Genomic DNA, 24,457 nt, shown 5'->3' on the forward strand with positions numbered 1-24,457 from the left:
TTCCGCCGCCGCGCCCGCGAAGTCCCGTACCGTCCGCTCGACCCGCCAGTTCCCGAGCAGGAACGCGAGCACGTCCGGCACCGCGTGCACGGGGCCGGTCGGCTCGGGCCCCACCGGCTCGGCCGCGGCGTCGGCGCGCTCATCGCAGGAGGGCACGGGAAAGGACATACCCGCAGGCTACTCGGCGCGGGGCTCGTCCTACTTGTCCACCGCCGCCAGGCTCTTCTCGTCGTAGCGGGGTCCCGCGACACTGCCCAGGGGCGCCACCGCGTCGATCTCGGCGAGCTCGTCGGGGGACAGTTCGAGCGTGGCGGCCGTCAGGTTCTCCTCCAGGTAGGTCTGCCGGCGCGTGCCCGGGATCGGCACCACGTCGTCGCCCCGGTGCTGCACCCAGGCGAGGGCGAGCTGGCCCGCCGTGACGCCCCGCCGCGCGGCCAGGCCGTCGAGGGCCTCGACGATGGCGAGGTTCCGCTCCAGGTTGCCGTCGGCGAACCGCGGCTGGCCGCGCCGCATGTCGCCCGCCTCCAGGCTGTCCACCGAGGTGAGACGGCCGGTCAGGAAGCCGCGGCCGAGCGGTGAGAACGGCACGATGCCGATGCCGAGCTCCCGGCAGACCGGTGCGATCTCGTCCTCCAGGTCCCGCGTCCACAGCGACCACTCGCTCTGCAGCGCCGCGATGGGGTGCACGGCGTGGGCCCGCCGGATCGTGCGCGCGCCGGCCTCGGACAGGCCGATGTGGCGCACCTTCCCGGCGGCGACCAGGTCGGCCATCGCGCCGACCGTCTCCTCGATCGGCACCTGCGGGTCGACGCGGTGCAGGTAGTACAGGTCGATGTGGTCGACGCCGAGCCGGCGCAGCGAGGCGTCGCAGGCCTCGCGCACGTAGGCGGCGTCGCCGCGGAGCCGCACCGGCTCACCGAGCCGGTTGGCGAAGCCGAACTTCGTGGCGAGGACGGCCTGTTCACGGCGGTGCCCCGCGAGGGCCCGGCCGAGCAGCTCCTCGTTGTGCCCGCCGCCGTAGTAGTCGGAGGTGTCGAGGAGGGTGACGCCGAGGTCGAGCGCGCGGTGGATGGTGGCGATCGAACGGTCGTCGTCCGAGGAGCCGTAGGCGTCGCTCATCCCCATGCAGCCGAGCCCCTGGGCGGAGACCGTCAGGGCGCCGAGCCTGCGCGTGGGTATGCCGTTCATGGTCAGCCTCCAGGTGGTGCGGTGATTTCGTCCCTGACACTAGGAGTTGGAGTGCGCTTCATCGCAAGCGTGTCTCGGCGGCCGGAGCCGGAGCCGACCAGGGCCGGAGCCAGAGCCAGAGCCGGAGCCGACCAGGGCCGGAGCCAAGGCCGAAGCCAGGACACCGGGGGCTGTCCCCAGGGCCGGGGCTCCTGCTGGCCGGATGGCCGCCCCGGCCGTGGGTTCGTAGCGTCGGTCCACCGGCCGTACGACGTCCCGAGGAGCACGATGCGCGCCACCCTCACGACCACCGCCCGACGAGGAATCGCACTGGGGCTCGGTCTCGCCGCCGTCCTCGCGGGTGGCCTGCCCGCGCAGACCCTGACCGGTCGCCCCGCGCCCCCGGCCGGGCCCGACCTCGCCGCCTACGAGCACCAGCGCCTCGACTGGACCCCCTGCCCCGCCGCCCAGAAGGAACTGAACGCGGCGGGCGCGCGCTGCGCCTACGTCACCGTCCCGCTCGACTACGCCGACCCGCACGGCCGCACCATCGAGATCGCGATCTCCCGCGTCGAGGCCACCGCCCCGGCGAGCGAGCGCCGCGGCGTGCTGCTCTCCAACCCGGGCGGCCCCGGCGGCCCCGGCCTCGCCCACACCCTCGCGCTGCGCCCCGCGCTGAAGGACGTCGCGGACCGCTATGACCTGATCGGCTTCGACCCGCGCTTCCTCGGCGAGAGCACCCCTCTCGTCTGCGCCCCCGCCGACCGGCCCGCCCCACCCGTGACCACCAGTGCGCGCGCCGGCTTCGACGCGGCGGTGCGCGACGCCCGCGAGGACGCGCGCCGCTGCCACGAGCACGGCGACAACCGCGCACTGCTGCCGCACGCCTCGTCCCGCGACGTCGCCCGCGACATGGATGTGATCCGCGCGGCCCTCGGCCGCCGCACCCTGTCGTACTACGGCGTGTCCTACGGCGCCGACCTGGGCGTCACGTACACGCAGATGTTCCCGCGCCGCGTCGACCGGTTCGTCGTGGACTCCGTCACCGACCCCGCCGCCACGCAGTACGAGCAGTTCCGGCGCTCGGGGGCGCCCGCCGAGCGCGCCCTGGACGAGTGGGCCGCCTGGACGGCGCGGCGGCACGCGGCGTACCGGCTCGGCCGCACCGCCGCCGAGGTCCGGGCCCGGGTCGAGGAGGTGCTCGCGCACGCGGAGCGGCGGCCGTTGCCCGTGGCCGGGCAACGGCTGACCGCCCCGCTGCTGCGCATGATCCTCAAACAGCCGCTCACCCAGGCGGAGAACGACGCGCTGCTGGCCGCCCTGGTGCGCGACCTCGTCGCCGCCGACCGCGGGAAGCTGACCGAGCCGGGCCCCGAACTCGCCGCGATGCTGAAGACACTCGGCTCGCCCGAGGTCGCGGACAGCATGCTCGGCGGCATGATCTTCATGTGCGGCGACGGCGGCTGGCCCGCGGGCGGCTGGCCCTCGGCCACGGAGACGTACTGGAGGAACAGTGTCCGCAGCCGCGCCACCGAGCCCGTCTTCGGTCCCTTCGTCAACGGCATCACGGCGCCGTGCCTGTTCTTCGAGGAGCCGCCGCGCGAACCCGCGGTCACGGTCGACAACGACGTACCCGTCCTGATGCTCCAGGCCGAGCGCGACCACACGCGCTTCGCCGACGCCCTCGCCATGCACCGGGCACTGCGCGGCTCCCGGCTCGTGGCCACCGACATCCGCGCCCACGGCGTCTACGGCCGCGACATCGAGGGGCTGACGCGCGTGCCGTGCGCCGACCGGGCCGTCAACGACTACCTCGGCGGCGGCGCGCTGCCCGGGCGGGACGTCGACTGCCCGGCACCGACCGCTCGGGTCACTGACAGGCCCTAGGCGAAGGCGTCGAGACCGGTGAGGCCGGCGGACAGGTCCCAGAGCCGGGCCGCTGCCTCCGGGTCCGCCGCCCAGGGCTTGACGCCGCCGATCAGCATGTCGTCCGTGGTGGCGGGCCCGGCGATGTCGCAGTCCTGGCAGTACGCGCCGCCGTGCGCCTCCAGCAGCGGTGAGGTCGCCGCCCACACGGCGGTCGCCGCGCCCTGCGCGGGTGTCTTGAAGCCGTCGGCGGGGGCCCCTGCCGCGTCCATCCAGCCCTGCGCGATCTGCTCCTCGCGCGGGATGTGGCGCTGCAGCGGGGTGAGGATGCTGCCCGGGTGCACGGCGAGGGCGCGCGGGCCGCGGTCACCGGTGAGGGCGTCCAGGTGCCGGGTGAACAGGGCGTTGGCCGTCTTGGACTGGGCGTAGGCGAGCCACCGGTCGTAGGGGTCGCGCCTGAAGTGCGGGTCGTCCCAGCGGATGCCGGAGAGGAAGTGGCCCGACGAGGCCACGGACACGACGCGGGCGCGGCCGTGGGTCAGGGCCGGGGCGAGGTGGTTGACGAGCGCGAAGTGGCCGAGGTGGTTCACCCCGAAGTGCGCCTCCCATCCCGGGCCGACGCGTGTCTCCGGACACGCCATGATCCCGGCGTTGTTGATGAGGATGTCGACCCGGGCGGCGGGGCCCGCCGCGAGCAGCCCGTCGGCGAACGCGCGGATGCTCTCGGGGTCCGCGAGGTCGAGCGCGGCGACCTCGGTGCCGGGGATGTCGCGCAGCGCGGCCGCCGCCGTCCTGGGCCGCCGTGCCGGGACGATCACCCGGGCCCCGGCGCGGGCCAGGGCCCGGGTCGCCTCCAGGCCGAGGCCGGAGTAGCCACCGGTGATCACTGCGGTGCTGCCGGTGAGGTCGATGTCCTTCAGTACCTCGTCGGCGGTGCTGGCAGCGGTGAAGGGGGTGCTGGTGCGAGTCATGGGGCAGGACGCTAGAACCTAGACTGCGATCTAGATCAAGCTCGGAGCGCGCGGGAGGACACATGGAGCGGCCGCAGGGCGCCGCCCCCGGGGACAAGGCCGGTCTGTCGATCGGGGAAGTGGCCGACGCCACTGGCCTGAGCGTGCACGCGCTCCGCTTCTTCGAACGCGAGGAGCTCTTCCTGCGGCCGATCCCGCGGACCGGCGGCGGGCGGCGCGCGTACGCCCCCGCCGACGTGGAGTGGCTGGCCCTGTGCAACCGCCTGCGCGCCTCGGGCATGCCGATCGCGACCCTGAAGGAGTTCGCGCGGCTCGTCCGCTCAGGACCCGGGAACGAACCGGACCGGCTCGCGCTGCTGCGTGCCCACGAGCGTGCCGTCCGGGAGCGGGTCGCCGAGCTCCAGCAGAGCCTGGAGATCATCCACGGCAAGGTCACGGCGTACGAGAAGCACGTCCGCGAGGGCACGGCGGCGGGGGTGTGGGCGCCCGGCCTGCCGCGGTGAGGCCGTCGTGGCGCGTCCCGCCGACCGGACGGACGATGTCCGCCAGGGCCCTGTCCTGGCCGCCACCGTCACGAGATATCTTGATGTCGAGCAATGTTGCAGACGTGGAGCGGAGCACCCGGTGACTGACTCGACCATCATCTATACACACACTGACGAGGCCCCCGCCCTCGCGACGCATTCGTTCCTGCCCGTGATCCAGGCGTACGCCTCGACGGCCGGTGTCAGCGTCGAGACCCGTGACATCTCCCTGGCGGGCCGGATCATCGCGAGCTTCCCGGAGCGGCTGGAGGCGGGCCGGCGCATCGACGACGCGCTCGCCGAGCTGGGCGAACTCGCCAAGACGCCGCAGGCGAACATCATCAAGCTGCCGAACATCTCGGCGTCCATCCCGCAGCTCAAGGCCGCCGTCGCCGAGCTGCAGGAGCAGGGCTACGCGCTGCCGGACTACCCGGACGACCCGAAGACCGACGAGGAGCGCGACATCCGCGCCCGCTACGACAAGGTCAAGGGCTCCGCCGTCAACCCGGTTCTGCGCGAGGGCAACTCCGACCGCCGCGCCCCCGCCTCGGTGAAGAACTACGCCAAGGCACACCCGCACCGCATGGGTGCCTGGACGGGCGATTCCAAGACGAACGTCGCCACCATGGGCGAGAACGACTTCCGCTCGACGGAGAAGTCCGTCGTGATCGAGAAGGACGGCGCGCTCAAGATCGAGTTGGTCGGCGACAACGGCTCCACCACGGTTCTGCGCGAGTCCGTCCCGGTCCTCGCCGGTGAGGTCGTCGACGCCTCCGTGATGCGCGTCGCCGCCCTCCGCGAGTTCCTCACCGCGCAGGTCGCCAAGGCCAAGGCCGAGGGCGTGCTGTTCTCGGTGCACCTCAAGGCGACGATGATGAAGGTCTCCGACCCGATCGTCTTCGGCCATGTCGTACGCGCCTTCTTCCCGAAGACGTTCGCGGCCTTCGGCGCCGACCTGGCCGCGGCCGGTCTCTCCCCGAACGACGGCCTCGGCGGCATCTACAAGGGCCTGGAGTCGCTCTCGAACGGCGCCGAGATCAAGGCGTCCTTCGAGGCCGAGCTGGCCGAGGGCCCGGACCTGGCGATGGTCGACTCCGACCGCGGCATCACCAACCTGCACGTGCCGTCCGACGTCATCGTCGACGCCTCCATGCCGGCCATGATCCGCACCTCCGGCCACATGTGGGACAAGGACGGCGGCGAGGCCGACACCCTCGCGGTCATCCCCGACTCCTCCTACGCGGGCGTCTACCAGGTCGTCATCGACGACTGCCGGGCCAACGGCGCCTACGACCCGGCCACCATGGGCTCGGTCCCGAACGTCGGTCTGATGGCGCAGAAGGCCGAGGAGTACGGCTCCCACGACAAGACCTTCGAGATCCCCACCACCGGCACGGTCCGCCTCGTCGACGCCGAGGGCGGCGTCCTCATCGAGCAGGCGGTCGCCGAGGGCGACATCTTCCGCGCCTGCCAGACGAAGGACGCCCCGATCAAGGACTGGGTGAAGCTGGCCGTCAGCCGCGCCCGCGCCACCGGCAACCCGGCCGTCTTCTGGCTGGACGCCACCCGCGCCCACGACGCCAACCTGATCGCCAAGGTGGAGGCGTATCTGCCGGAGTTCGACACCGAGGGCCTCGACATCAGGGTCCTGTCCCCGGTGGAGGCCACCAAGCTGTCGGTGGAGCGCATCCGCGAGGGCCTCGACACGATCTCCGTCACCGGCAACGTCCTGCGTGACTACCTGACCGACCTGTTCCCGATCCTGGAGCTCGGCACCAGCGCCAAGATGCTCTCGGTGGTCCCGCTGATGAACGGCGGCGGCCTGTTCGAGACCGGCGCCGGCGGCTCCGCGCCCAAGCACGTGCAGCAGTTGGTCAAGGAGAACTACCTGCGCTGGGACAGCCTCGGCGAGTTCCTCGCGCTCGCGGTGTCCTTCGAGCACCTCGCGCAGACCACCGGCAACGCGCGCGCCCAGGTCCTCGCGGACACCCTGGACCGCGCGACGGCCTCCTTCCTGGAGGAGAACAAGTCGCCGAGCCGCAAGCTGGGCGGCATCGACAACCGCGGCAGCCACTTCTACCTGTCCCTGTACTGGGCTCAGGAGCTGGCCAAGCAGACCGATGACGTCAAGCTCGCCGAGGCGTTCGGGCCGCTCGCCAAGACGCTGACCGAGCAGGAGCAGACGATCGTCGACGAGCTGATCGCCGCCCAGGGCAAGCCCGCCGACATCGGCGGCTACTACCAGCCGGACCCGGCGAAGGCTTCGGCGGTCATGCGCCCGTCGGCCACGTTCAACCAGGCGATCGCCTCGCTCGCCTGACGCACCCCGTGCCCGGCGCCCCGGCGCCCGCACACCCCTCCGCCCCGGTCGGCAGCCCGCCGACCGGGGCGGAGGGGTGTGCGGGCGCCGATCGTTCAGGCTGCTGAACTGTCAGCCGTCGCTGCCGGTCCGCGCGGCCCCGGTGCCATGATGGGCCGAGCGTCGATCACCTTGGGGGAGGGGAGTGGGCCCGGTCTCGTCGGCTCCTGCGGCGCCTGACCAGCAGCCACTGTCCGGGGCGACTCCGACCCTCCATTGCATAAACGTGCGGCGCGTTGTATATTCATGCCATACACGCAGGAGGAATCCATGACGGTACGCGCAGCGGTAGCAGGAGCGAGCGGGTACGCGGGCGGCGAGCTGCTGAGGCTCCTGGCCGTGCACCCCGAGGTGGAGATCGGCACTCTCACCGCCCACTCGAACGCGGGTGAGCGCCTTGGCGCCCTCCAGCCGCACCTGGCCCCGCTCGCCGACCGCGTCCTGGCGCCGACCACCGCCGAGAGCCTGGCAGGGCACGACGTCGTCTTCCTCGCCCTGCCGCACGGCCAGTCCGCGGCCGTCGCCGAACAGCTCGGCCCGGACGTGCTCGTCGTCGACATGGGAGCCGACTTCCGGCTGCGGGACGCGGCGGACTGGGAGAAGTTCTACGGCAGCGCGCACGCGGGCACCTGGCCCTACGGCCTGCCGGAGCTGCCCGGCGCCCGCGCCGCCCTCGCGGGCACCAAGCGCGTCGCGGTCCCCGGCTGCTATCCGACGGCCGTCTCGCTCGCCCTCTTCCCCGCGTACGCCGCCGGGCTCGTCGAGGACGAAGCGGTGATCGTCGCGGCGTCCGGCACCTCGGGCGCGGGCAAGGCGGCCAAGCCGCACCTGCTCGGCTCCGAGGTCATGGGCTCCATGTCGCCGTACGGCGTGGGCGGTGCGCACCGGCACACGCCCGAGATGATCCAGAACCTGAGCGCCGCCGCAGGGACGCGGATCACGGTCTCCTTCACGCCGACCCTCGCGCCGATGCCGCGCGGCATCCTCGCCACGTGCAGCGCCAAGGCCCGGCCCGGCGTGACCGCGGACAGCGTGCGCGCGACGTACGAGAAGGCCTTCGCCGACGAGCCGTTCGTGCGGCTCCTGCCGGAGGGCCAGTGGCCGGCGACGGCTTCGGTGTACGGCTCCAACGCCGTGCACGTCCAGGCCGCCCACGACCCGGCGTCCGGCCGCGTCATCGTGATCAGCGCCATCGACAACCTCGCCAAGGGCACCGCGGGCGGCGCGGTGCAGAGCATGAACATAGCCCTCGGGCTCCCGGAGGAGCTGGGGCTTTCCACGATCGGTGTCGCGCCATGAGCGCCGTGCGCACGCAGGCAGTGCCGCACATGGCGCCCGCGACCGCGACGAACAAGGAGACGCAGTGAGTGTCACGGCAGCCAAGGGGTTCCGGGCGGCGGGCATCGCCGCAGGAATCAAGCAGAACGGCAACCCCGACCTGGCCCTCGTGGTCAACGACGGGCCCCGCACGGCCGCCGCGGGAGTCTTCACGTCCAACCGCGTGAAGGCCGCGCCGGTCCTGTGGTCCGAGCAGGTGCTCAAGGGCGGACAGGTCGCGGCCGTGGTCCTGAACTCCGGTGGCGCCAACGCCTGCACGGGCCCGCGGGGTTTCCAGGACACCCACGCCACCGCCGAGCGGGTCGCCGGCGCCCTCGGCGTCGACGCGGGCGAGGTGGCCGTCGCCTCGACCGGGCTCATCGGCGTCACGCTCCCCATGGACAAGCTGCTGCCCGGCGTCGACACCGCGGCCGGTGCCCTGTCCGCGCACGGCGGCGAGAAGGCCGCCATCGCCATCAAGACCACCGACAGCGTGCACAAGACGGCGGTGGCCGAGGGCGCGGGCTGGTCCGTCGGAGGCATGGCCAAGGGCGCGGGCATGCTCGCCCCCGGCCTGGCCACGATGCTGGTCGTCCTCACCACCGACGCCGACGTCCCCGCTCCCGACCTGGACCGGGCGCTGCGCGAGGCCACCCGCCTCACCTTCGACCGGGTCGACTCCGACGGCTGCATGTCCACCAACGACACGGTGCTCCTGCTCGCCTCCGGCGCGGCCGGGGTGAGCCCCGCGTACGCGGAGTTCGCCGAGGCGGTCCGCACCGTCTGCGACGACCTCGCCCGCCAGCTCATCGGCGACGCCGAGGGCGCGAGCAAGGACATCCGCATCGAGGTCGTCGGCGCCGCGAGCGAGGACGACGCCGTCGAGGTGGGCCGCTCCATCGCCCGCAACAACCTCCTCAAGTGCGCCATCCACGGCGAGGACCCCAACTGGGGCCGGGTGCTCTCCGCCATCGGCACCACGAGCGCCGTCTTCGAGCCCGACCAGTTGAACGTCGCCATCAACGGCGTCTGGGTCTGTAAGAACGGCTCCGTCGGCGAGGACCGCGACCTCGTCGACATGCGCTACCGCGAGGTGAGGATCACCGCCGATCTCGCCGCCGGTTCCGCGTCGGCCGTGATCTGGGCGAACGACCTCACCGCCGACTACGTACACGAGAACAGCGCGTACTCGTCGTAAGCCGTCCCGCAGGCAGCGGTACGTCCGTCTCCACCTGGAAAGCCCATGAGCACCCGCAAGCACACCGCACTGCCCAAGGCACAGATCCTGACCGAAGCGCTGCCCTGGCTGACCCGCCACCGCGGCAAGACCGTCGTCATCAAATTCGGCGGCAACGCGATGGTGGACCACGAGCTGAAGGCCGCCTTCGCCCAGGACGTCGTGTTCCTGCACCACGCGGGCCTCAAGCCCGTCGTGGTGCACGGCGGCGGCCCGCAGATCAGCGCCCAGCTCGACAAACAGGGCCTGGTCAGCGAGTTCAAGGCGGGGCTTCGCGTGACGACGCCCGAAGCCATGGACGTCGTACGCATGGTCCTCGCCGGGCAGGTGCAGCGCGAACTCGTGGGCCTGCTCAACGAGTACGGACCGCTCGCCGTCGGCCTCACCGGGGAGGACGCGCACACCATCACCGCGACCCGGCACCGGCCGCTGATCGGCGGCGAACCGGTCGACATCGGCCAGGTGGGCGAGGTCACCGAGATCGACACCGGCGCCATCGAGGCGCTGCTCGCGGACGGCCGCATCCCGGTCGTCTCCTCGATCGCCCGCTCCCAGGACGAAGGTGACACGGGGCATGTCTACAACGTCAATGCTGATACGGCGGCTGCGGCACTCGCTGCGGCGCTTGGTGCCGAGACGCTGATGGTGCTCACCGACGTCGAGGGCCTCTACGAGGACTGGCCCGACAACGACGACGTCATCAGCCGTCTCACGGCGATGGAGCTCGAGAAGCTCATCCCCGATCTCTCCAGCGGCATGGTGCCGAAGATGCGGGGCTGTCTGCACGCCGTGCGCAACGGCGTCAACACCGCGCGCGTCATCGACGGGCGCGTCCAGCACGCGATCCTGCTTGAGATCTTCACCGACGAAGGAATCGGCACGATGGTCGTGCCGGACGAGCCGAGCCAGGGGGAACCGGCATGACGACCAACCAGGACCTGACCCGGCGCTGGCAGGGCGCGCTGATGGACAACTACGGCACGCCCCGCATCCCGCTGGTGCGCGGCGCGGGCAGCACCCTGTGGGACGCGGACGGCACGAAGTACACCGACTTCGTCGGCGGTATCGCGGTGAACGCGCTCGGCCACGGCCACCCCGCTGTGGTGGAGGCCGTGACCCGGCAGATCGGCGCGCTCGGCCACGTCTCCAACCTGTTCGTCGCCGAACCGCCCGTCGCCCTCGCCGAGCGCCTCCTCGACCTCTTCGGCCGCGACGGCCGCGTGTACTTCTGCAATTCGGGCGCCGAGGCCAACGAGGGCGCCTTCAAGATCGGCCGCCGTACGGGGCGCACCCACATGGTCGCCACCGAGGGCGGCTTCCACGGCCGCACCATGGGCGCGCTCGCCCTCACGGGACAGCCCGGCAAGCAGGAGCCGTTCCTGCCGCTGCCCGGAGACGTCACGCACGTCCCCTACGGCGACGTCGAGGCCCTGCGCGCCGCGGTCACCGAGGACACCGCCTTCGTGATCGTCGAGCCGATCCAGGGCGAGAGCGGCGTCGTCGTGCCGCCCGTCGGCTACCTCAGGGCGGCCCGCGAGATCACCCGCGCCACCGGCACCCTCCTCGTCCTTGACGAGGTGCAGACCGGGGTCGGCCGCACCGGCCACTGGTTCGCCCATCTCGCGCAGGAAGGCGTGCACCCCGATGTCGTCACGCTCGCGAAGGGTCTCGGCGGCGGCCTGCCCCTCGGCGCGACCGTGGCCTTCGGCGCGGCGGCCGAGCTCCTCACCCCCGGCCAGCACGGCACCACCTTCGGCGGCAACCCGGTGGCCTGCGCCGCCGGACTCGCCGTCATCGACACGATCGTGGCCGAGGGGCTCCTGGAGAACACCAAGCGCGCCGGCGAGAAGCTGCGCGGCACAATTGAGTCAGCCGGGCACGCGTTGGTCGACCATGTCAGGGGCGAGGGACTGCTGCTGGGTATCGTGCTCACCGAGCCGCTGGCACCGCGGGTGCAGCAGGCGGCTCAGGACGCCGGCTTCCTGGTCAACGCGCCCGCCCCCGATGTCGTACGGCTCATGCCGCCGCTGAACGTGCGCGACACCGAGGTGGACGCCTTCCTCCGGGCCCTGCCCGGCGCCCTCGACCAGGCCGTCGCGGCCGACCGGGCCGACGCGGCCGACGGGGAAGGACGATCCGGGGAGTGAGACGACGATGAGTCACGCGCAGGACAACGGGCCGGTTGAGCACGCGGGACCCGCCGTGCCCCAGACCCGCACCGCACGCCACCGCCGGATCGTGGACATCCTCAACCGGCAGCCGGTGCGCTCCCAGAGCCAACTGGCGAAGCTGCTCGCCGACGACGGCCTGACCGTCACCCAGGCGACGCTCTCCCGCGACCTCGACGAGCTCAACGCCGTCAAGATCCGCAACACCGAGGGCGACCTGATCTACGCCGTGCCGAGCGAGGGCGGCTTCCGCACCCCGCGCGTCCCCCTCGGCGAGTCCGCCAAGGAGCAGCGGATGCGCCGCCTCTCCGTGGAACTCCTGATCTCCGCGGAGGCCTCGGCCAACCTCGTCGTCCTGCGCACCCCGCCGGGCGCCGCGCAGTTCCTCGCCTCCGCCATCGACCAGGCCGAACTGCACGACATCCTCGGCACGATCGCCGGTGACGACACGGTGATGCTGATCAGCAGGGAGCCGAGCGGAGGCCAGGCACTCGCCGACCACCTGCTGCGCCTCGCGTCCAACGAGCACTAGTTCGCGGCGTCCGGCTCTTCGGCGGGGAGCCCGCTGGGAAGAGTGGGCAGCTCAAGGCCGAACAGCGCCGCATAGCGGCCGAGGCGCTCCGCGACCCACTCCTCGCTCTCGTCCACGGCGTCGGCGGCGAACCGGATCTGCTCCGGCGTGAGACGCCCGCTCAGCGCCGGAAGCGCGCCGTCGGCGTGGACCGAGAGGACGATCAGGTCCTGCCAGCGGGGCAGCTCCTCCGGTACGGCGGCCGGGTCGAGAGCCGGGGGCGACGCCTCCAGGGGCAGATACGGGACGATGCGCCGCCAGGTGACGGTGACGGGTTCGCCGAGTCGTCCGGCGAGGCTCAGCAGGTCGAGGGGGCGGAGCGGGCTGCCGGGCGCGGAGACGCGATGGGCCGCGCCGAGGGCGACGGCGTCCCGGGCGTCGGGGACGCCTGCGGGCAGGTTCGCGATGTCGGCCGGGTCCAGCTCGGGGATCTGCGCGCCCAGCTCCCGGAGGGGCGAAAGGCGTTCGTACGCGGCCCGGGCGCCGATGTGGCGGCTGCGGGCGTACGTGACCAGGCGTTCGGCGGTGAGCGCGGCCCAGCGCGGGGGCTCGGCCCACTCTTCGTAGTGCTCTTCGCCCCAGTCGAGCAGTGCCTGGCCCTCTTCGCGCCCGGGGCGGAAACCGGCGAGCTCGGTCGGCAGGTCCGGCACCTCCAGGCGCACGCGCTTCGCCTCGCGGCGCGCCGTCTTCCACGTGGTGGCCAGCGGCGTCCTCAGGTCGATGCTCGACGCGAACAGGATGTCGGCCGTCGGCAGGACCGGGTAGTCGGCGGCGTCCAGCGAGGGGTCGGAACCGGAGAACGCGTACCGGCTGGGCACCGGCAGCTCCTCCCAGGCACGCAGCAGGCCGCCCGCCGCGGGCACGTCCGCACCCGCCTCGCGCAGGTCCTCCAGGACCACGGCGAGGTCGTCCCAGGACGTGCTCTGCGGCCGGACGAACGCCAGGTCGCGCAGGGACAGACCGTCCTCCAGTGTGAGCCCACCCGTGTGTGCACGGCCCAGCACGCTCGCGGTCTCCGGCACCGGAACCAGCCGACCCGCCGCCGACTTCTCCCGGTACCGCCGGGTGTGCGCGAGGCCCAGGTGGTCCGCCCAGCGTGCGAGCATCTTCTCCGCCTTGCGCAGCGGCACCTCCCACTCCGCCGCCAGCGCGAACGTGGCCGCCCACGGCAGCGTGAGGCGGCCGTCCGGATCCGGCACGCAGTAGGCCTGCAGCACGACGGAGATGTCCCACGGCACCCCGGCCCACCGCCGTACGGCGTCCGCGTCCGGTGCCGTCCAGCCGAGCCACGCGAACCGTGCGAGCCGTTCGCGCACCTCCAGCGGCGAGAGCTGCTGTGTGTCCGCGATCTCGATGACGTCCCACGGCCACCGGACGCGGCGCCAGCCTCGCGGCCCCTCCCGGTAGAGCAGCGCGAGGTCCGTCGCGTCGCACACGTGGTCCACGTGGTGGTCGGGCGCGACCGGCGGCGGGGAGGAGAGGAACGGTGCGAACCTGGCGCATCGCTCGGCGAGGCGGCCGAGCGGTTCCCGCGCCGCCCGGGAGGTTCGTACCAGACCGCCCAGGTCGTCCGGCGCGTGCTCGTAGTCGTTCTCGTTCTTGCGTCGGCCCGCACGTTGCCAGCCATTGCGCGTGCCCCGTGCGAGCAGCCCCTCGATGATCTGTGCGTCGCACGGGTCGGGTGTCCAGTCCAGACCGTCCCGGCCCTCGCCCGCGGCGGCGGGGCGGCACAGCACCCGGGGCGGCTTCAGGACCGGGTGGACGATCCGCAGGCCGCGCGCGGCGCGCACGACCTCGCGGACCGTCATGCCCGTGCCGTCCGCGAGGGCCACGACCACCCGCCAGTCGAGCGGCTCCCGGCCGGCGCTGATCCGGGTGCCCCAGTCCGGCGGGGCGCCCTGGGCGACGCGGGCCCAGCCCGGCTCGGGCACCGGGTGCCCCGCGGTCGAAACTGGCATCGCCTGCTGAGAAAGCCGCCCGCCGCCGAGCACCGCGGCCCGCCACGGCGCCGCGACCTCGGGCCAGTCCCGCTCCACACCGTACCGGGACCTCCCGCGGACGACCCGGACGTCCCAGTGGAACCAGCCCGCGGAGTCCAGGTCGAGGGCCTGGCCGCCCCACAAGTCATGGTCGCGCACCCGCACACCCCGCCCGCGCCACTGCTCCCACACGGTGCGGGCCGCCGCCAGGTTGTGCCGCTCCAGACGCCACAGCCACGCCATGTCCAGATCCGGCCACTCGGCGAGCGCCCCCGCGCCGCGCGCCCACTGCCGCGCCTCCCACTCCCTGTCGTACGACTGGAGCTTCTTGCGGTTGAGGCTGAGCGTCCCGGCCTGCGGGCCGGTCAGATCGAGGACATAGCCGAAGGGCTTCTTGTCGGTTCCGATGCCGTCGCAGAGGATCGCGCCCTGGCCGCTCACCCACCACAGCACTCCGGGAACCGCCTCGACGTACTCGGTGGTCCCGTCGTCCGCCGACGCGTAGCGCAGCACACCGGGCTCCCAGTTCCGCTGCCGCCCCGAGGCGTCCCGCACCCGCAGCGCGAACTCGCTCACCATCACAAGCCGCTCCAGGGTGGCGACCGGCGAGACCCTCGACACGCCCGCGGAGTCCCGCAGGTACAGCCGCACCCGGGTGCCGCCTTCGAGGAGCCCGTCCCCCTCCGCCGCGAAGGCGTCGTCGTACTCCTGGACCCGGAAGAGATTCGCGCTGCCGGGGATGTCCACCCGCAGGGCCCGCCGGGCCGGGATCCCGTCCGTGCCGACGGGGCGGGTCACCACCGTCATCTCCTCGGCCAGCATGAAGTAGCTGAACACCCCGATGCCGAACCGGCTGTTGGGGTAGAGGCGCAGGGCGGGGTCGTGGCGGTGCCAGGTCGCCTGCTCCTGGCGGAAGGCCCGGGACTGCTCGAAGCGGCGGCCCGCCTTGGTGAAGGTGTTCTTGAGCCGGTCGAGCCCCATGCCGACGCCGTTGTCCCGGCACTCGATGTAGCGGCCCCGCTCGTCCTCGCCCTCGGTGAAGACGATCCGGCCCGACCAGGGTGCAGGGTGTGCGCCCCTGCTCCGCAGGTAGCGGTGGCGCAGCGCGCGATGGCGGCAGGCGTCCATGGCGTTCTGGTACAGCTCACGCAGGGCCAGGTCCGGCTCGCCGTCGTAGATGCGCTCGCCCATGAGCAGATCGCGGACCTCGGTCTGGGACAACTGAAAGCGCAACAGCGGTACGTCGTACGCCCGGTGGCCGCGGTCCTCGGCGGGGCGAAGCCCGCGATCGGTGACGCGGGCGGGCAGGCCGGACAGGAGCGCGGCCCGTGGCGCGGGCAGCCCTCTGGCGGTGTCGCGCAGCGCGTCCGTGAGCTCGTCCGCCTGCTCCACGACGCCCGCGAACGCGGCGTGCAGCGCCGGGTGCGGGCAGGCCGCGTCCAGATGGAGGTCGCCGTCCGCGGTGTGCCAGTCGGCGTCGCGCACGGCGTTGACGGCGTCCTGCGGCAGGACCGGGTCGCGGACGGCCAGGTGCTCGGCGAGCACCTCGGGCAGCACGCGGACGTCCAGGGCGAGCAGACAGGCCAGGTGCAGCACCCCGGCGAGGTCGTCGGAGCGCAGCGGCTGCCGGGCGCCGCCGAGCACGGGGAAGGCCAGGTCCTGGCGTCGGCCACGGTCCGGCGCGGGCGGGCCGAGCACGATGCCCGCGGCGAGCTGGGACAGCGCGGCGGACAGCTCGCGGGCGCGCGGTCCCGGGCACAGCGCGTCGGCGAGCGCCCGCGACTCCACCTCGGGCACGGCCGTCTCGTCCGTCACGAACCGCTCCGCGATCCACCGGTGCACCAGCCACAGGGCGATGTCGCGCGCCTCCTCGGGGCGAGCGCCGATGAGGCAGTCCGAGAGCTTCTTCTTGATGTGCGGGTGGTGCTCGGCGACCTGCTCGTAGTGGCGCCGCCACGCGTCGCCGTCCTTACGGTGCCAGGCCGTGTACGGCGAGATGTCGCTCGCGTGGCTGAGCCGCCGCGCCCACGCGACCTCGTGCAGCAGCGGCGCGGCGACCAGCGCGGCGGCTTCGAGGGCGGACAGCGTCTGCGTCTTGGGGACGAGGCGGGGCAACTGGTCCCGTACGACACGGACGAGGAAGTCGTCGTCGGCCCAGGGGTCGGGCATCCGCTCCTGGGCGAGGTGCACGACCTGCGCACACGTCTCGACCAGTTCCCCGAGACACTCCCGCAGTTGGGGCACGCCCGCGGCGTCGTCCTCCGCGACCCGTTCCCACAGCGCGGTGCCGGCGACGGCGTCGCGCCAGGCCTCCAGGAGCCGACGGCCCTCGCAGACGACCGCGGCGCGCGCCTGCGCCTCGCGCTCCGTGCCGTACCGGACCTGCGGCTCCTGGTCCGCGGCGCCGTGCAGGCGGGCGGTGCGCAGCGTGTGCTGCCGCGCCGTCTCGAAGACCTCCTGCACCGTCCGCGCCTGCGTCAACGGCCGGAAGGCCTCCGCGAGACCGAGGGTGAAGAAGCTGCCGCCCGCCGAGTACCCTGCCCGCTGCCCGGCCGCGCAGGCCGTGAGCAGCGCGAACCGCCCCGAGGGCGGCCCCTTGAGGACACTGCTGCCGAACACTCCGTCGGCGGGCTCGCCCCGGCAGGCGTCGATCAGCCACAGCACGGTGCCCGCCCGGCAGTGGGTGAGGTACGGGCTGATGTCGGCGGGCAGGAGGGTGTCCAGGTACGGCTGGGTCCACTCGGCGCCGTCGCCGTCGCCGTTGCCGTCGCCCTCGCCCCGCGGGGCTCGCGCGTCGGCCGGGACCAAGTGGTCGGTGCCGCCCACACGGATGCCGTGCCCGGTGAAGTGGATCAGCAGGGTGCCGTCGTCGGGGACGCCCCGCGACACCTCGTCCACGGTCGTGATGATCTCGGCACGCGAGGCCCCCGGCACCGTGCGCACCTCGTACCCCGCGGCCCTGAGCGAGGCCCCGAGCGCCCGCAGGTCGGCGGCGACCGGTGTTTCGAGGGAGTCGAACCGGTGGGCGGCGTCAGGTGTCTCACCGACACCGATGAGCAGTGCTGTACGTGATGCCATGCCGACCCCCCGTGTGCGAGGCCTCATCGTCGCACTTCCGGGAGGGGCCAACTGACGGGTTCACCGGCGTGGTTGAGCCATTCACGGACCGCGTCCACGGCCTCGTGCCCGGGACCGTCATGCCGCCCGCCGGGCCCGGTGGGACATCCACGCGGCGACCACGGCTCCGGACACGTTGTGCCACACGGAGAACACCGCGGCGGGCAGCGCGGCGAGCGGGCTGAAGTGAGCGGTCGCGAGGGACGCGGCGAGGCCGGAGTTCTGCATGCCGACCTCGAAGGCCATGGCACGGGACGCGGGCGCGCCGAGCCGGGCCGCCTTGCCCGCGCCGTAGCCGAGCGCGAGCCCGAGACCGTTGTGCAGGACGACCGCGACGAACACCAGGCCGGCCGCCGACTTGATGGCCTCCGCGCTGCCCGCCACGACCACCGCGACAATGACGGCGATGGTCCCCGCCGACAGCCAGGGCAGCGCACCGAGCACTCGGTCCACGTACGCCCCGAAGCACAGCCGCACCACGAGCCCGGCGATGACGGGCAGCAGCACGGTCTTGAGGATGTCCGTCACCATCGAACCGGCGTCCACCGGCAGGTACTCGCCCGCGAGGAGCAGGGTCAGGGGCGGGGTCACGAGCGGTGCGAGGACCGTGGAGACGGTGGCGACGGACACGGACAGGGCGACGTCGCCGCGCGCCAGATAGGTGACGACGTTCGACGCGGTGCCGCTCGGCGCGCAGCCGACCAGGATCACCCCCGCCGCCAACTGCGGCGACAGGTCGAGCGCGTGGGCGATGAGCCAGCCGAGGCCCGGCATGATGACGTAGTGCGCCACCAGGCCGAGCGCCACGGCCCAGGGCCGCCGCGCGACTCCCTTGAAGTCCTGCGGCGTCATCGTGAGCCCCATGCAGAACATGACCACGCCCAGCAGATACGGCACGCTCTCCTTCCAGCCCCCGAAGGTGCCTGGCGTGGCGAGCCCGAGCCCGCCGGCGGCGAGGACGAGCAGCGGGAAGACGGTGACGGCGCGGCGCGCGGCACGGTCGGGGGTGCCCGGGGCGGGGGCCGGTTTGCCGGGGGAGGGGTGATCGGTCTGCACCCGGCGATGCAACGTGGCGTCACCCGGGCGGTGCAACCCCGTCTCGATATATGGTCGCTACATGTGTCGCCGGGGCGTGCGTTGTCGGACGTACGAGGCCTCGGGCGGCGCCGTTTCACTTGGCGGCGCCGCAACCGTCCACCGGGGTCACGGAGATGACGGTACGGGCGGGCAGCGTGACCCGTCGCGCCTTCCCGCCGTCGGTCTTCCCGGTGCCCTCGGCGCGCAGCGAGACCCCGCCCCTGCCCGACCCGAGGAACTCGCCGCACCGCTCCCCGGACGTCGTGCTCACCCGCACAAGACCGTCCCCGGGCGATTCGGCCGTGGCCCAGGCCAGGCCCACGGCACCGGCGGCGCACGCGACGCCGAGCACGCAGCACACCGAGGCGCGGCGCAGCGCCTCGGTGACGCGCACGACCTCATCCTCCGTCCAGCGCCGCAGCGCCTGCCCGGCGAGCAGGGTGCGCTCACCGAGCCGCCCGTGTGCCGCCCGCACGGCCAGCACCGAACCGGCGAGGAGCAGCAGGAACGCGGCGGCGATCAGGCCGAGGGCCGTGCGGCGGGCGGCGTCCGGCAGCCCGTTCAGGTCGTCGCGGCCTTTGAGGACGGCGAGGACGGCCAGCAGTGCCGTGAGGCCGGTCAGGCCCGTACGCCAGCCCTCCGCCTGGCGGCGCAACTCGTCGAGCTGTGTGAACTCCAGCTCACGCGCCAGCTCGGCCCAGCGGCGGTCGGACTGGGCCGTCACGGGGTGCCGCTCGGGCCGAGGGCAACGAGGGACCGTACGTACCAGCTCGCTCCGCAGCCGATGAAGACGGCGTTCGACGGCAGCCGCGGATGCGGGTGGCCGCACTCGCAGAAGTGCCGTTCCTGGACGAGGAGCGCCGCGTCCGCGTCCAGCGGGCCCTTCGTCCCTGTCCCCGCACCGCTTCCGGGGACGCCGTGCCGGTACTCGGTGGCCGTCCTGCCGTGACAACGGGGGCAGCGCCCTCGTACGGAGGCGTGGCCCTCGGGTGTGGGGCTCACGGTGAACGGATCGCTCACCTCACCGAGGTCCTCGTCCGCGTAGGCGGTGTCGAAGTCGTGGGGGAGCTGCGGGGGTTGTGTCATGGGGCGTCGTCCAGGTCGAGGGAGAAGAAGGTGGCGTACTCACGCAGGCGTGCGGTGACCCAGGGCTCGGGCTCGTCGACGGCGTCGGCGGCGCGGGCGATGTGACGGGCGCTCACCCGGCCGGTCAGGGCGGGGAGCCGGCCGTCCAGGTGCTCGCTGAGGATCGCGAGGTCCTGCCACAGGGGGATCGTGTCCGGCGGCGGGGGCAGTTGGACGGGCGCGGGGAGCATCGGCAGATAGGGAGCGATGCGCCGGAGCGTGTCCGGGACGGGTTCGCCGAGGCGCCCCGCGATGCTGACCAGGTCGAGGGCACACAACTCTCCCTCCCGTGAGACCCACTGGTCACGGGAGAGCGCGACCACGTCCCGCGCGGAGGGAACCGTCATGGGCAGGGCGTCCCGCTCCCGCGGCGAGAGCGGGGGCACCAGAGCGCCGATGGGCCTCAGTACGGACATCCGGGCGTAGGCCGTGGCGGTGCCGATCTGATGGTCACGGGCGTACTGGGCGAAGGACGACAGGATCAGCGGTTTCCAGGTGGCGGGGTGGAACTGGCCGTGGTGGAGAGGCTGGTTGATCAGCAGCCTGTTCATGTGTGAGCTCGGCCGCCACGTCGTCAGTTCCTCCGGAAGCGGCGGCACCGTGAGGCCGAACCGGTCGGCTTCCTGGCGGGCGAGACTCCACACCTCGCCCAGGGACTCGTGCAGGCACTCCGCCGTGTAGAGGAGTCCGGACGCTGTGAGCCGGTCGGCCGGGTAGTCCTCGTCATCGCTGGCGGCTTCCTTGCCGGACAGTGCGTAACGGCTGCGCAGCGGCAAGGCCGGCCATGCGATGATGGCGCGCACGTCGGTGGGTACCGCCACTTTGGCCGCCCGCAGGTCCTCGACCACACCGGTGATCTCGGCCGCGTCCGACAGCCTACGGGACGCCCTGCCCAGTTCCTCGAGATTCACCCCACGCTCGAGGAGCACGCCGTTGTTGTTCAGCGTGTCGACGAACGTCCCGGTGTCCGGTGACGGCACGAACGGACCGCCGCGGCCGTCGCCCGCGTAGCGTCGCTCGAACGTCAGCCCCGTCGCTGCGGCGACCCGGGCAAGGTCCTCCTCGGCGGTCGCGAGGTCGCACTGCCGTCTCGCGGCCACCGAGATCGTCGCGGCCCAGCACAAGGTGCCGGGCTCCTGCTCCGCGTCGGCGAACCGGGCGAGGACCTTGTCGGTCTCCTCGTCCGGGTCGATCCACGCCTGGACCGTCCCGGCGGCCGGGGCGCTCCAGCCGAGCCAGGAGAACTCGTCGAGCAGACGCAGTACATCGGGTGTCGATGTACCGGTGCGCCTGCACACTTCCCGCACCTGTCGCGCACCGGACACGGGGACGAGCGACCTCTCGTACGTGGTGGTGTCGTCGAGGAAGAGGTGGGCGATGTCGCTCTCCGTGCACACGTGGTCGTGGTGATGGGCGGGAACGGACAGCGGGGGCGCGTGGTGAAAATGTGCCCAGCGCTCGTACCGTGCGACGACTCGGCCCAAGGGCTCGGCCAGCTTCTGGGATGTCAGGACGAGGCAGCCCGTCTCGCGGGTGACCGCGCCGTTGTGCCGCACGTTGGTCGGCAGGTCCGCGGTGAAGGAGCCGGACAGGGTCTCAGCGAGCCCCATGTCGATCCGGCCCGGTTTCTCGTCGAAGCCCTCCCCGTGCACGGCGGGCGGGGCTTCGTGCGAGTGGGCGATGCGCAGCCGCCGCTTCCGCCGGAGGACGTCGGTCACCGTGGTCTCCTGCTCGGCGGCGCGCAGCAGGACGTTCCACCAGATGATGTCGGTTTCCTGCACCGCGGCGTCTCCTGGCTCCGGTACGGGGTAACCGACAAGGCTCTTGGGGGTGGAACCTTTCACGGCGGCGTGGGACACACGCAGAGCGGCAGCACGCCAGGGGTGGATTCCGTCGCCGGGGTGCTGCCCCCTCTGGGAGGCGATGGCCCGGTCGAGCCAGAACCAGCCCTGCACGTCGAGCGAGTGCCGGTGCCCGTCCGCACGCGTGGCGGTGACGCCCGTGCCGCGCCACTCGCGCCACAGCGCCCGTGCCACCGGCAGATTGCGCTGCTCAAGGTCCCAGAGCCACTCCATCCTCAGTTGCGGCCACTCGCTCAGCTTCCGGGCGCCCGCCCGCCAGTTCCGCAGCTCCCAGTCACGGTCGTAGTCCTGGAGCTCCTTGCGGCTGACGTTGAGCTGTCCCGCGTGCGGACCCGTCAGGTTCAGCACGTACCCGAAAGGGCGTACGTCCGTGGTGATGCCGTCACAGAGCACACCGCCGTCCTCGCCGACCCACCACAGGACACCAGGCACCGCCTCCAGCGGTTTCATCGAGCCGCCGCCGACGCCGGGTTGCAGCACCCCTCGTTCCCAGGTGTGCCCGGTCCCGGCCGCGTCCCGCACCTCCAGGTCGAACTCGCTGACCCGTACGAGATCCCGCAGCGTGCCGACGCACGAGAGCCCGTCCGTCGCGTGGCCCGGCCGCAGATACAGCCGGACCCTCGTTCCCCCCTCCGGCAGGCTGTCTCCCGGCCCCTCGTGCCACTTGATCCGGAAGAGGCTGCCGCTGCTCGGAATGTCCACCCGCAACGCGTGCTCGGCCGGGTTTCCCTCCGCGCTCACCTGCCTGGTCACGATCGACATCTCGTCGGCGAGCATGAAGTAGCTGAACACGCCGATCCCGAAACGGCTGTTGGGGTAGAGACGCAGCCCCGGATCGTGCCGCAGCCAGCGCGACTGCTCGCGCCGGAACGCCTTGGACTGCTCGAACCGGCTGCCCGCGCGCGTGAAGGTGTACTTGAGCTGGTCCGCGCTCATGCCGACGCCGTTGTCCCGGCACTCGACGTACCTGCCGCGGTCGTCCTCACCCTGGACGAGGGAGATCCGGCCGGTCCAGGGCGCTGGCGAGGCGCCCACACTGCCCAGGTACCTCCAGCGCATCGCGCGATAGCGGCACGCGTCCATGGCGTTCTGGTAGAGCTCGCGCAGCGCGAGCTGCGGTTCGCCGCCGTAGAGCTGCTCACCCATGAGGAGTTCGCGTACCTCGGTCTGCGCGAGGTGGAAGCGCAGCAGCGGGACCTCGTAGGAAGTCCGGTCGCGGGAGCGGCTCGGCCGCAGGTCGCGGTCGGTGATCCGGGTCGGCACGGCGGCAAGGAGCGTGGCCTCGGGCGCGGGCAGCGTCGCCGCGAGGCTCGCCACCTGTCCGGCCAGTTGGTCCGCCTGGTGGGCGACGTCGATGAGCGCGGCGTGCACCGCCTGGTGCGGGCACGGGACGTCCAGATGGAGCGCGCTGCCCTCGGACTGCCAGCTCAGCAGCTCGGGCTGGGACACAAGGCCGACGACCTCCTGCGGCAGTACCGGATCGGAGACAGCCAGATGCTCGGCCACCACCTCGGGAAACGTCCGCACGTCCACCGCGAGGGCGCCCGCGAGCCGCAGCAGCGCCGCCAGCGGACGCAGCCGCAGTGGCTGGTGGCCGCCGGGCAGCAGCACCTTGGCGGGCGCCCGCCCGGCGAGGTCCTCCGGCGGCTCGTCGAGCCCGATGCCCGCGGCCGCCGCCCGGAGCAGCCCCGACAGTTCCTGGACCCGGTCGGGCACGGCGCCCGCGTTCTGGAGCAGCCCGGCGGCCAGCTCGTCCGCCGTCGCCGACGGCACGGCCTCGTCGTCCGTCTCGAACCGGTCCGCCACCCACCGGTGCACCAGCCACATCGTGACGGCCACCGCGTCCTCGGTGCGCTCGCGCGCCCGGCACTCCGTGGCCTTGCGGGCCACCCGCACGTGCTGTTCGGCGATCTGCTCGTAGTGCCTGCGGTACGCGTCGGCACCGGGCCTGCGCCCCAGCGACTCCGGCGCGATCTCGGCGGCCTGGCTCAGCCGCTCCGCCCACGCGGCCTCCCGGAGGAAGGGCGCCGCGACGAGCGTGGCGACCTCCACCGCGGAGAGCGTGGCACCGGCGGGCAGCAGCGAAGGAAGACGGTCGCACAGCAGGCGTACGGGAAAGGTGTCGTCGGACCACGGGTCCTCGTGGGGCAGCCGCTCCTGCGCGCGGTGCAGGGTGAACGCGCAACGCTCCACGAATGCGCTCAGACAGTCCTTGAACCGGACGACGCAGCCCTGGCCGCGGTCGTCGACCAGTTGCCACAGCGAGGTGTCCCGCACGGCCCCCTGCCAGGCCTCAAGGAGCGGCCGCCCCTCGCAGATGTCCGTGCTCCTGGTACGGGCCTCGAAGTTGGTGCCGTAGTGGATGAAGGCGTTCTGCGCCCGCCCGTGCCGGTGGGCCACTGCCTTGGTCCGCGCGGCGGCGGCGTCGAAGACGTCCTCGACGGCGCGCGCGGGCGTCAGCGGGCTGAGGGCTTCGGCGAGGCCCCGGGTGAAGAAGCTGCCCTCGCCCGTACTGCCCGCGCGCTCACCCGCCGAGCAGCCCATGAGCACGGCGAAGCCGCCGCCGGGCGGGCCGTTGTCGACGCTGTTGCCGAACGGCACGTCGTCGGCGGCGAGTTCGGTGCGGCAGGCGTCGACGGCCCACACCACCGTGCCCGCGGTGGAAGCCTTCAGCCAGGGGCTGATGCTCGCGGGGAGCAGCGAGTCGATGTACGGCTCCTGCCAGTCGCCGTCGGCCGGCGGGAAGGCGTCGAACGGCACCAGATAGTCGATGCCGCCGGCGCGGATTCCGTGCCCGGTGAAGTAGAGCAGCAGGGTGCCGCCCTCGGGGACGTCGCGGGCCGCCTCGTGGATGCGGGTCCTGATCTCGTTCAGACCGGCGTTGTGCAGGGTCGTGACGTCGTAGCCCGCGGCCCCGAGGGCGGAGTTCATCAGCCTGAGGTCGGCGTCGACGGCATCGTCGAGCGGTTCGAAGAGCCCGGCCGCCGCGGGCACGTGCCCGATACCGATCAGCAGCGCGCAGCGCCCCCGTGTCGTCATGGTCCCTCCGCCCCCGGGCCCTCTCCCCGGGCCGGAGAAACATGATGGCACCGCCCCGGACGCCACGGGGCGTGACCG

Annotated in this window: 15 protein-coding genes; 8 read left to right on the forward strand and 7 right to left on the reverse strand. The window is 72.8% G+C overall.

The window, feature by feature from the left end; all coding sequences use genetic code 11:
* Positions 1–198: 198 nt before the first annotated feature.
* Positions 199–1,188, reverse strand: a complete 990-nt coding sequence (locus IG78_RS0106405) for an aldo/keto reductase (RefSeq protein ID WP_030560355.1) — start codon at positions 1,186–1,188, stop codon at positions 199–201.
* A gap of 267 nt (positions 1,189–1,455) precedes the next feature.
* On the opposite strand from IG78_RS0106405, the gene IG78_RS0106410 reads away from it, so the two are divergent.
* Positions 1,456–3,054, forward strand: a complete 1,599-nt coding sequence (locus IG78_RS0106410) for an alpha/beta fold hydrolase (protein ID WP_030560356.1) — start codon at positions 1,456–1,458, stop codon at positions 3,052–3,054.
* Here the strand turns inward: IG78_RS0106410 and IG78_RS0106415 are convergent.
* Positions 3,051–4,004 (reverse strand): oxidoreductase, encoded by a 954-nt coding sequence (locus IG78_RS0106415; RefSeq protein ID WP_030560357.1) that lies wholly within the window; start codon positions 4,002–4,004, stop codon positions 3,051–3,053. The genes IG78_RS0106410 and IG78_RS0106415 overlap by 4 nt on opposite strands.
* 62 nt (positions 4,005–4,066) lie before the next feature.
* Here IG78_RS0106415 and IG78_RS0106420 point away from each other — a divergent pair, with 62 nt between their 5' ends.
* The 7 genes from IG78_RS0106420 to IG78_RS0106450 all read left to right on the forward strand — a co-directional run bounded on the left by IG78_RS0106420 (position 4,067) and on the right by IG78_RS0106450 (position 12,141).
* On the forward strand, positions 4,067–4,507 hold the full coding sequence (locus IG78_RS0106420) for a MerR family transcriptional regulator (protein ID WP_051852407.1): 441 nt from the start codon (positions 4,067–4,069) through the stop codon (positions 4,505–4,507).
* 121 nt (positions 4,508–4,628) lie between these two features.
* On the forward strand, positions 4,629–6,848 hold the full coding sequence (locus IG78_RS0106425) for an NADP-dependent isocitrate dehydrogenase (RefSeq protein WP_030560360.1): 2,220 nt from the start codon (positions 4,629–4,631) through the stop codon (positions 6,846–6,848).
* A 309-nt stretch (positions 6,849–7,157) separates the two neighbouring features.
* Positions 7,158–8,186 (forward strand): N-acetyl-gamma-glutamyl-phosphate reductase, encoded by a 1,029-nt coding sequence (gene argC, locus IG78_RS0106430; protein ID WP_030560362.1) that lies wholly within the window; start codon positions 7,158–7,160, stop codon positions 8,184–8,186.
* A gap of 64 nt (positions 8,187–8,250) precedes the next feature.
* The gene (argJ, locus tag IG78_RS0106435) at positions 8,251–9,402 is read left to right on the forward strand and encodes a bifunctional glutamate N-acetyltransferase/amino-acid acetyltransferase ArgJ (RefSeq protein WP_030560363.1); all 1,152 of its coding nucleotides are present in this window, start codon (positions 8,251–8,253) and stop codon (positions 9,400–9,402) included.
* A gap of 45 nt (positions 9,403–9,447) precedes the next feature.
* Positions 9,448–10,365, forward strand: a complete 918-nt coding sequence (gene argB, locus IG78_RS0106440) for an acetylglutamate kinase (protein WP_030560364.1) — start codon at positions 9,448–9,450, stop codon at positions 10,363–10,365.
* Positions 10,362–11,588, forward strand: coding sequence for an acetylornithine transaminase (locus tag IG78_RS0106445; protein WP_030560366.1), 1,227 nt, complete (start codon positions 10,362–10,364; stop codon positions 11,586–11,588). Before argB ends, IG78_RS0106445 begins: the two co-directional genes overlap by 4 nt.
* Positions 11,589–11,595: 7 nt before the next feature.
* Positions 11,596–12,141 (forward strand): arginine repressor, encoded by a 546-nt coding sequence (locus IG78_RS0106450; RefSeq protein WP_030560367.1) that lies wholly within the window; start codon positions 11,596–11,598, stop codon positions 12,139–12,141.
* Here IG78_RS0106450 and IG78_RS0106455 read toward each other — a convergent pair.
* From IG78_RS0106455 to IG78_RS0106475, 5 genes are all read right to left on the reverse strand, one after another.
* Positions 12,138–17,237: an HD domain-containing protein gene (locus tag IG78_RS0106455; protein ID WP_051852408.1), complete on the reverse strand. Its 5,100-nt coding sequence runs from the start codon at positions 17,235–17,237 to the stop codon at positions 12,138–12,140. The genes IG78_RS0106450 and IG78_RS0106455 overlap by 4 nt on opposite strands.
* Before the next feature lie 117 nt (positions 17,238–17,354).
* Positions 17,355–18,332, reverse strand: coding sequence for a bile acid:sodium symporter family protein (locus tag IG78_RS0106460; protein ID WP_037684986.1), 978 nt, complete (start codon positions 18,330–18,332; stop codon positions 17,355–17,357).
* 115 nt (positions 18,333–18,447) lie between these two features.
* A complete protein-coding gene (locus tag IG78_RS0106465) occupies positions 18,448–19,077 on the reverse strand; it encodes a hypothetical protein (protein WP_030560371.1) in 630 nt (209 codons plus the stop codon).
* Positions 19,074–19,439, reverse strand: a complete 366-nt coding sequence (locus IG78_RS0106470) for a hypothetical protein (RefSeq protein WP_030560373.1) — start codon at positions 19,437–19,439, stop codon at positions 19,074–19,076. The genes IG78_RS0106465 and IG78_RS0106470 overlap by 4 nt, the downstream gene beginning before the upstream one ends.
* On the reverse strand, positions 19,436–24,379 hold the full coding sequence (locus IG78_RS0106475) for an HD domain-containing protein (protein ID WP_030560375.1): 4,944 nt from the start codon (positions 24,377–24,379) through the stop codon (positions 19,436–19,438). The genes IG78_RS0106470 and IG78_RS0106475 overlap by 4 nt, the downstream gene beginning before the upstream one ends.
* Positions 24,380–24,457: the final 78 nt, after the last annotated feature.

It is taken from the genome of Streptomyces aureocirculatus (assembly GCF_000720475.1).
GTDB classification, from domain to species: Bacteria; Actinomycetota; Actinomycetes; order Streptomycetales; family Streptomycetaceae; genus Streptomyces; species Streptomyces aureocirculatus.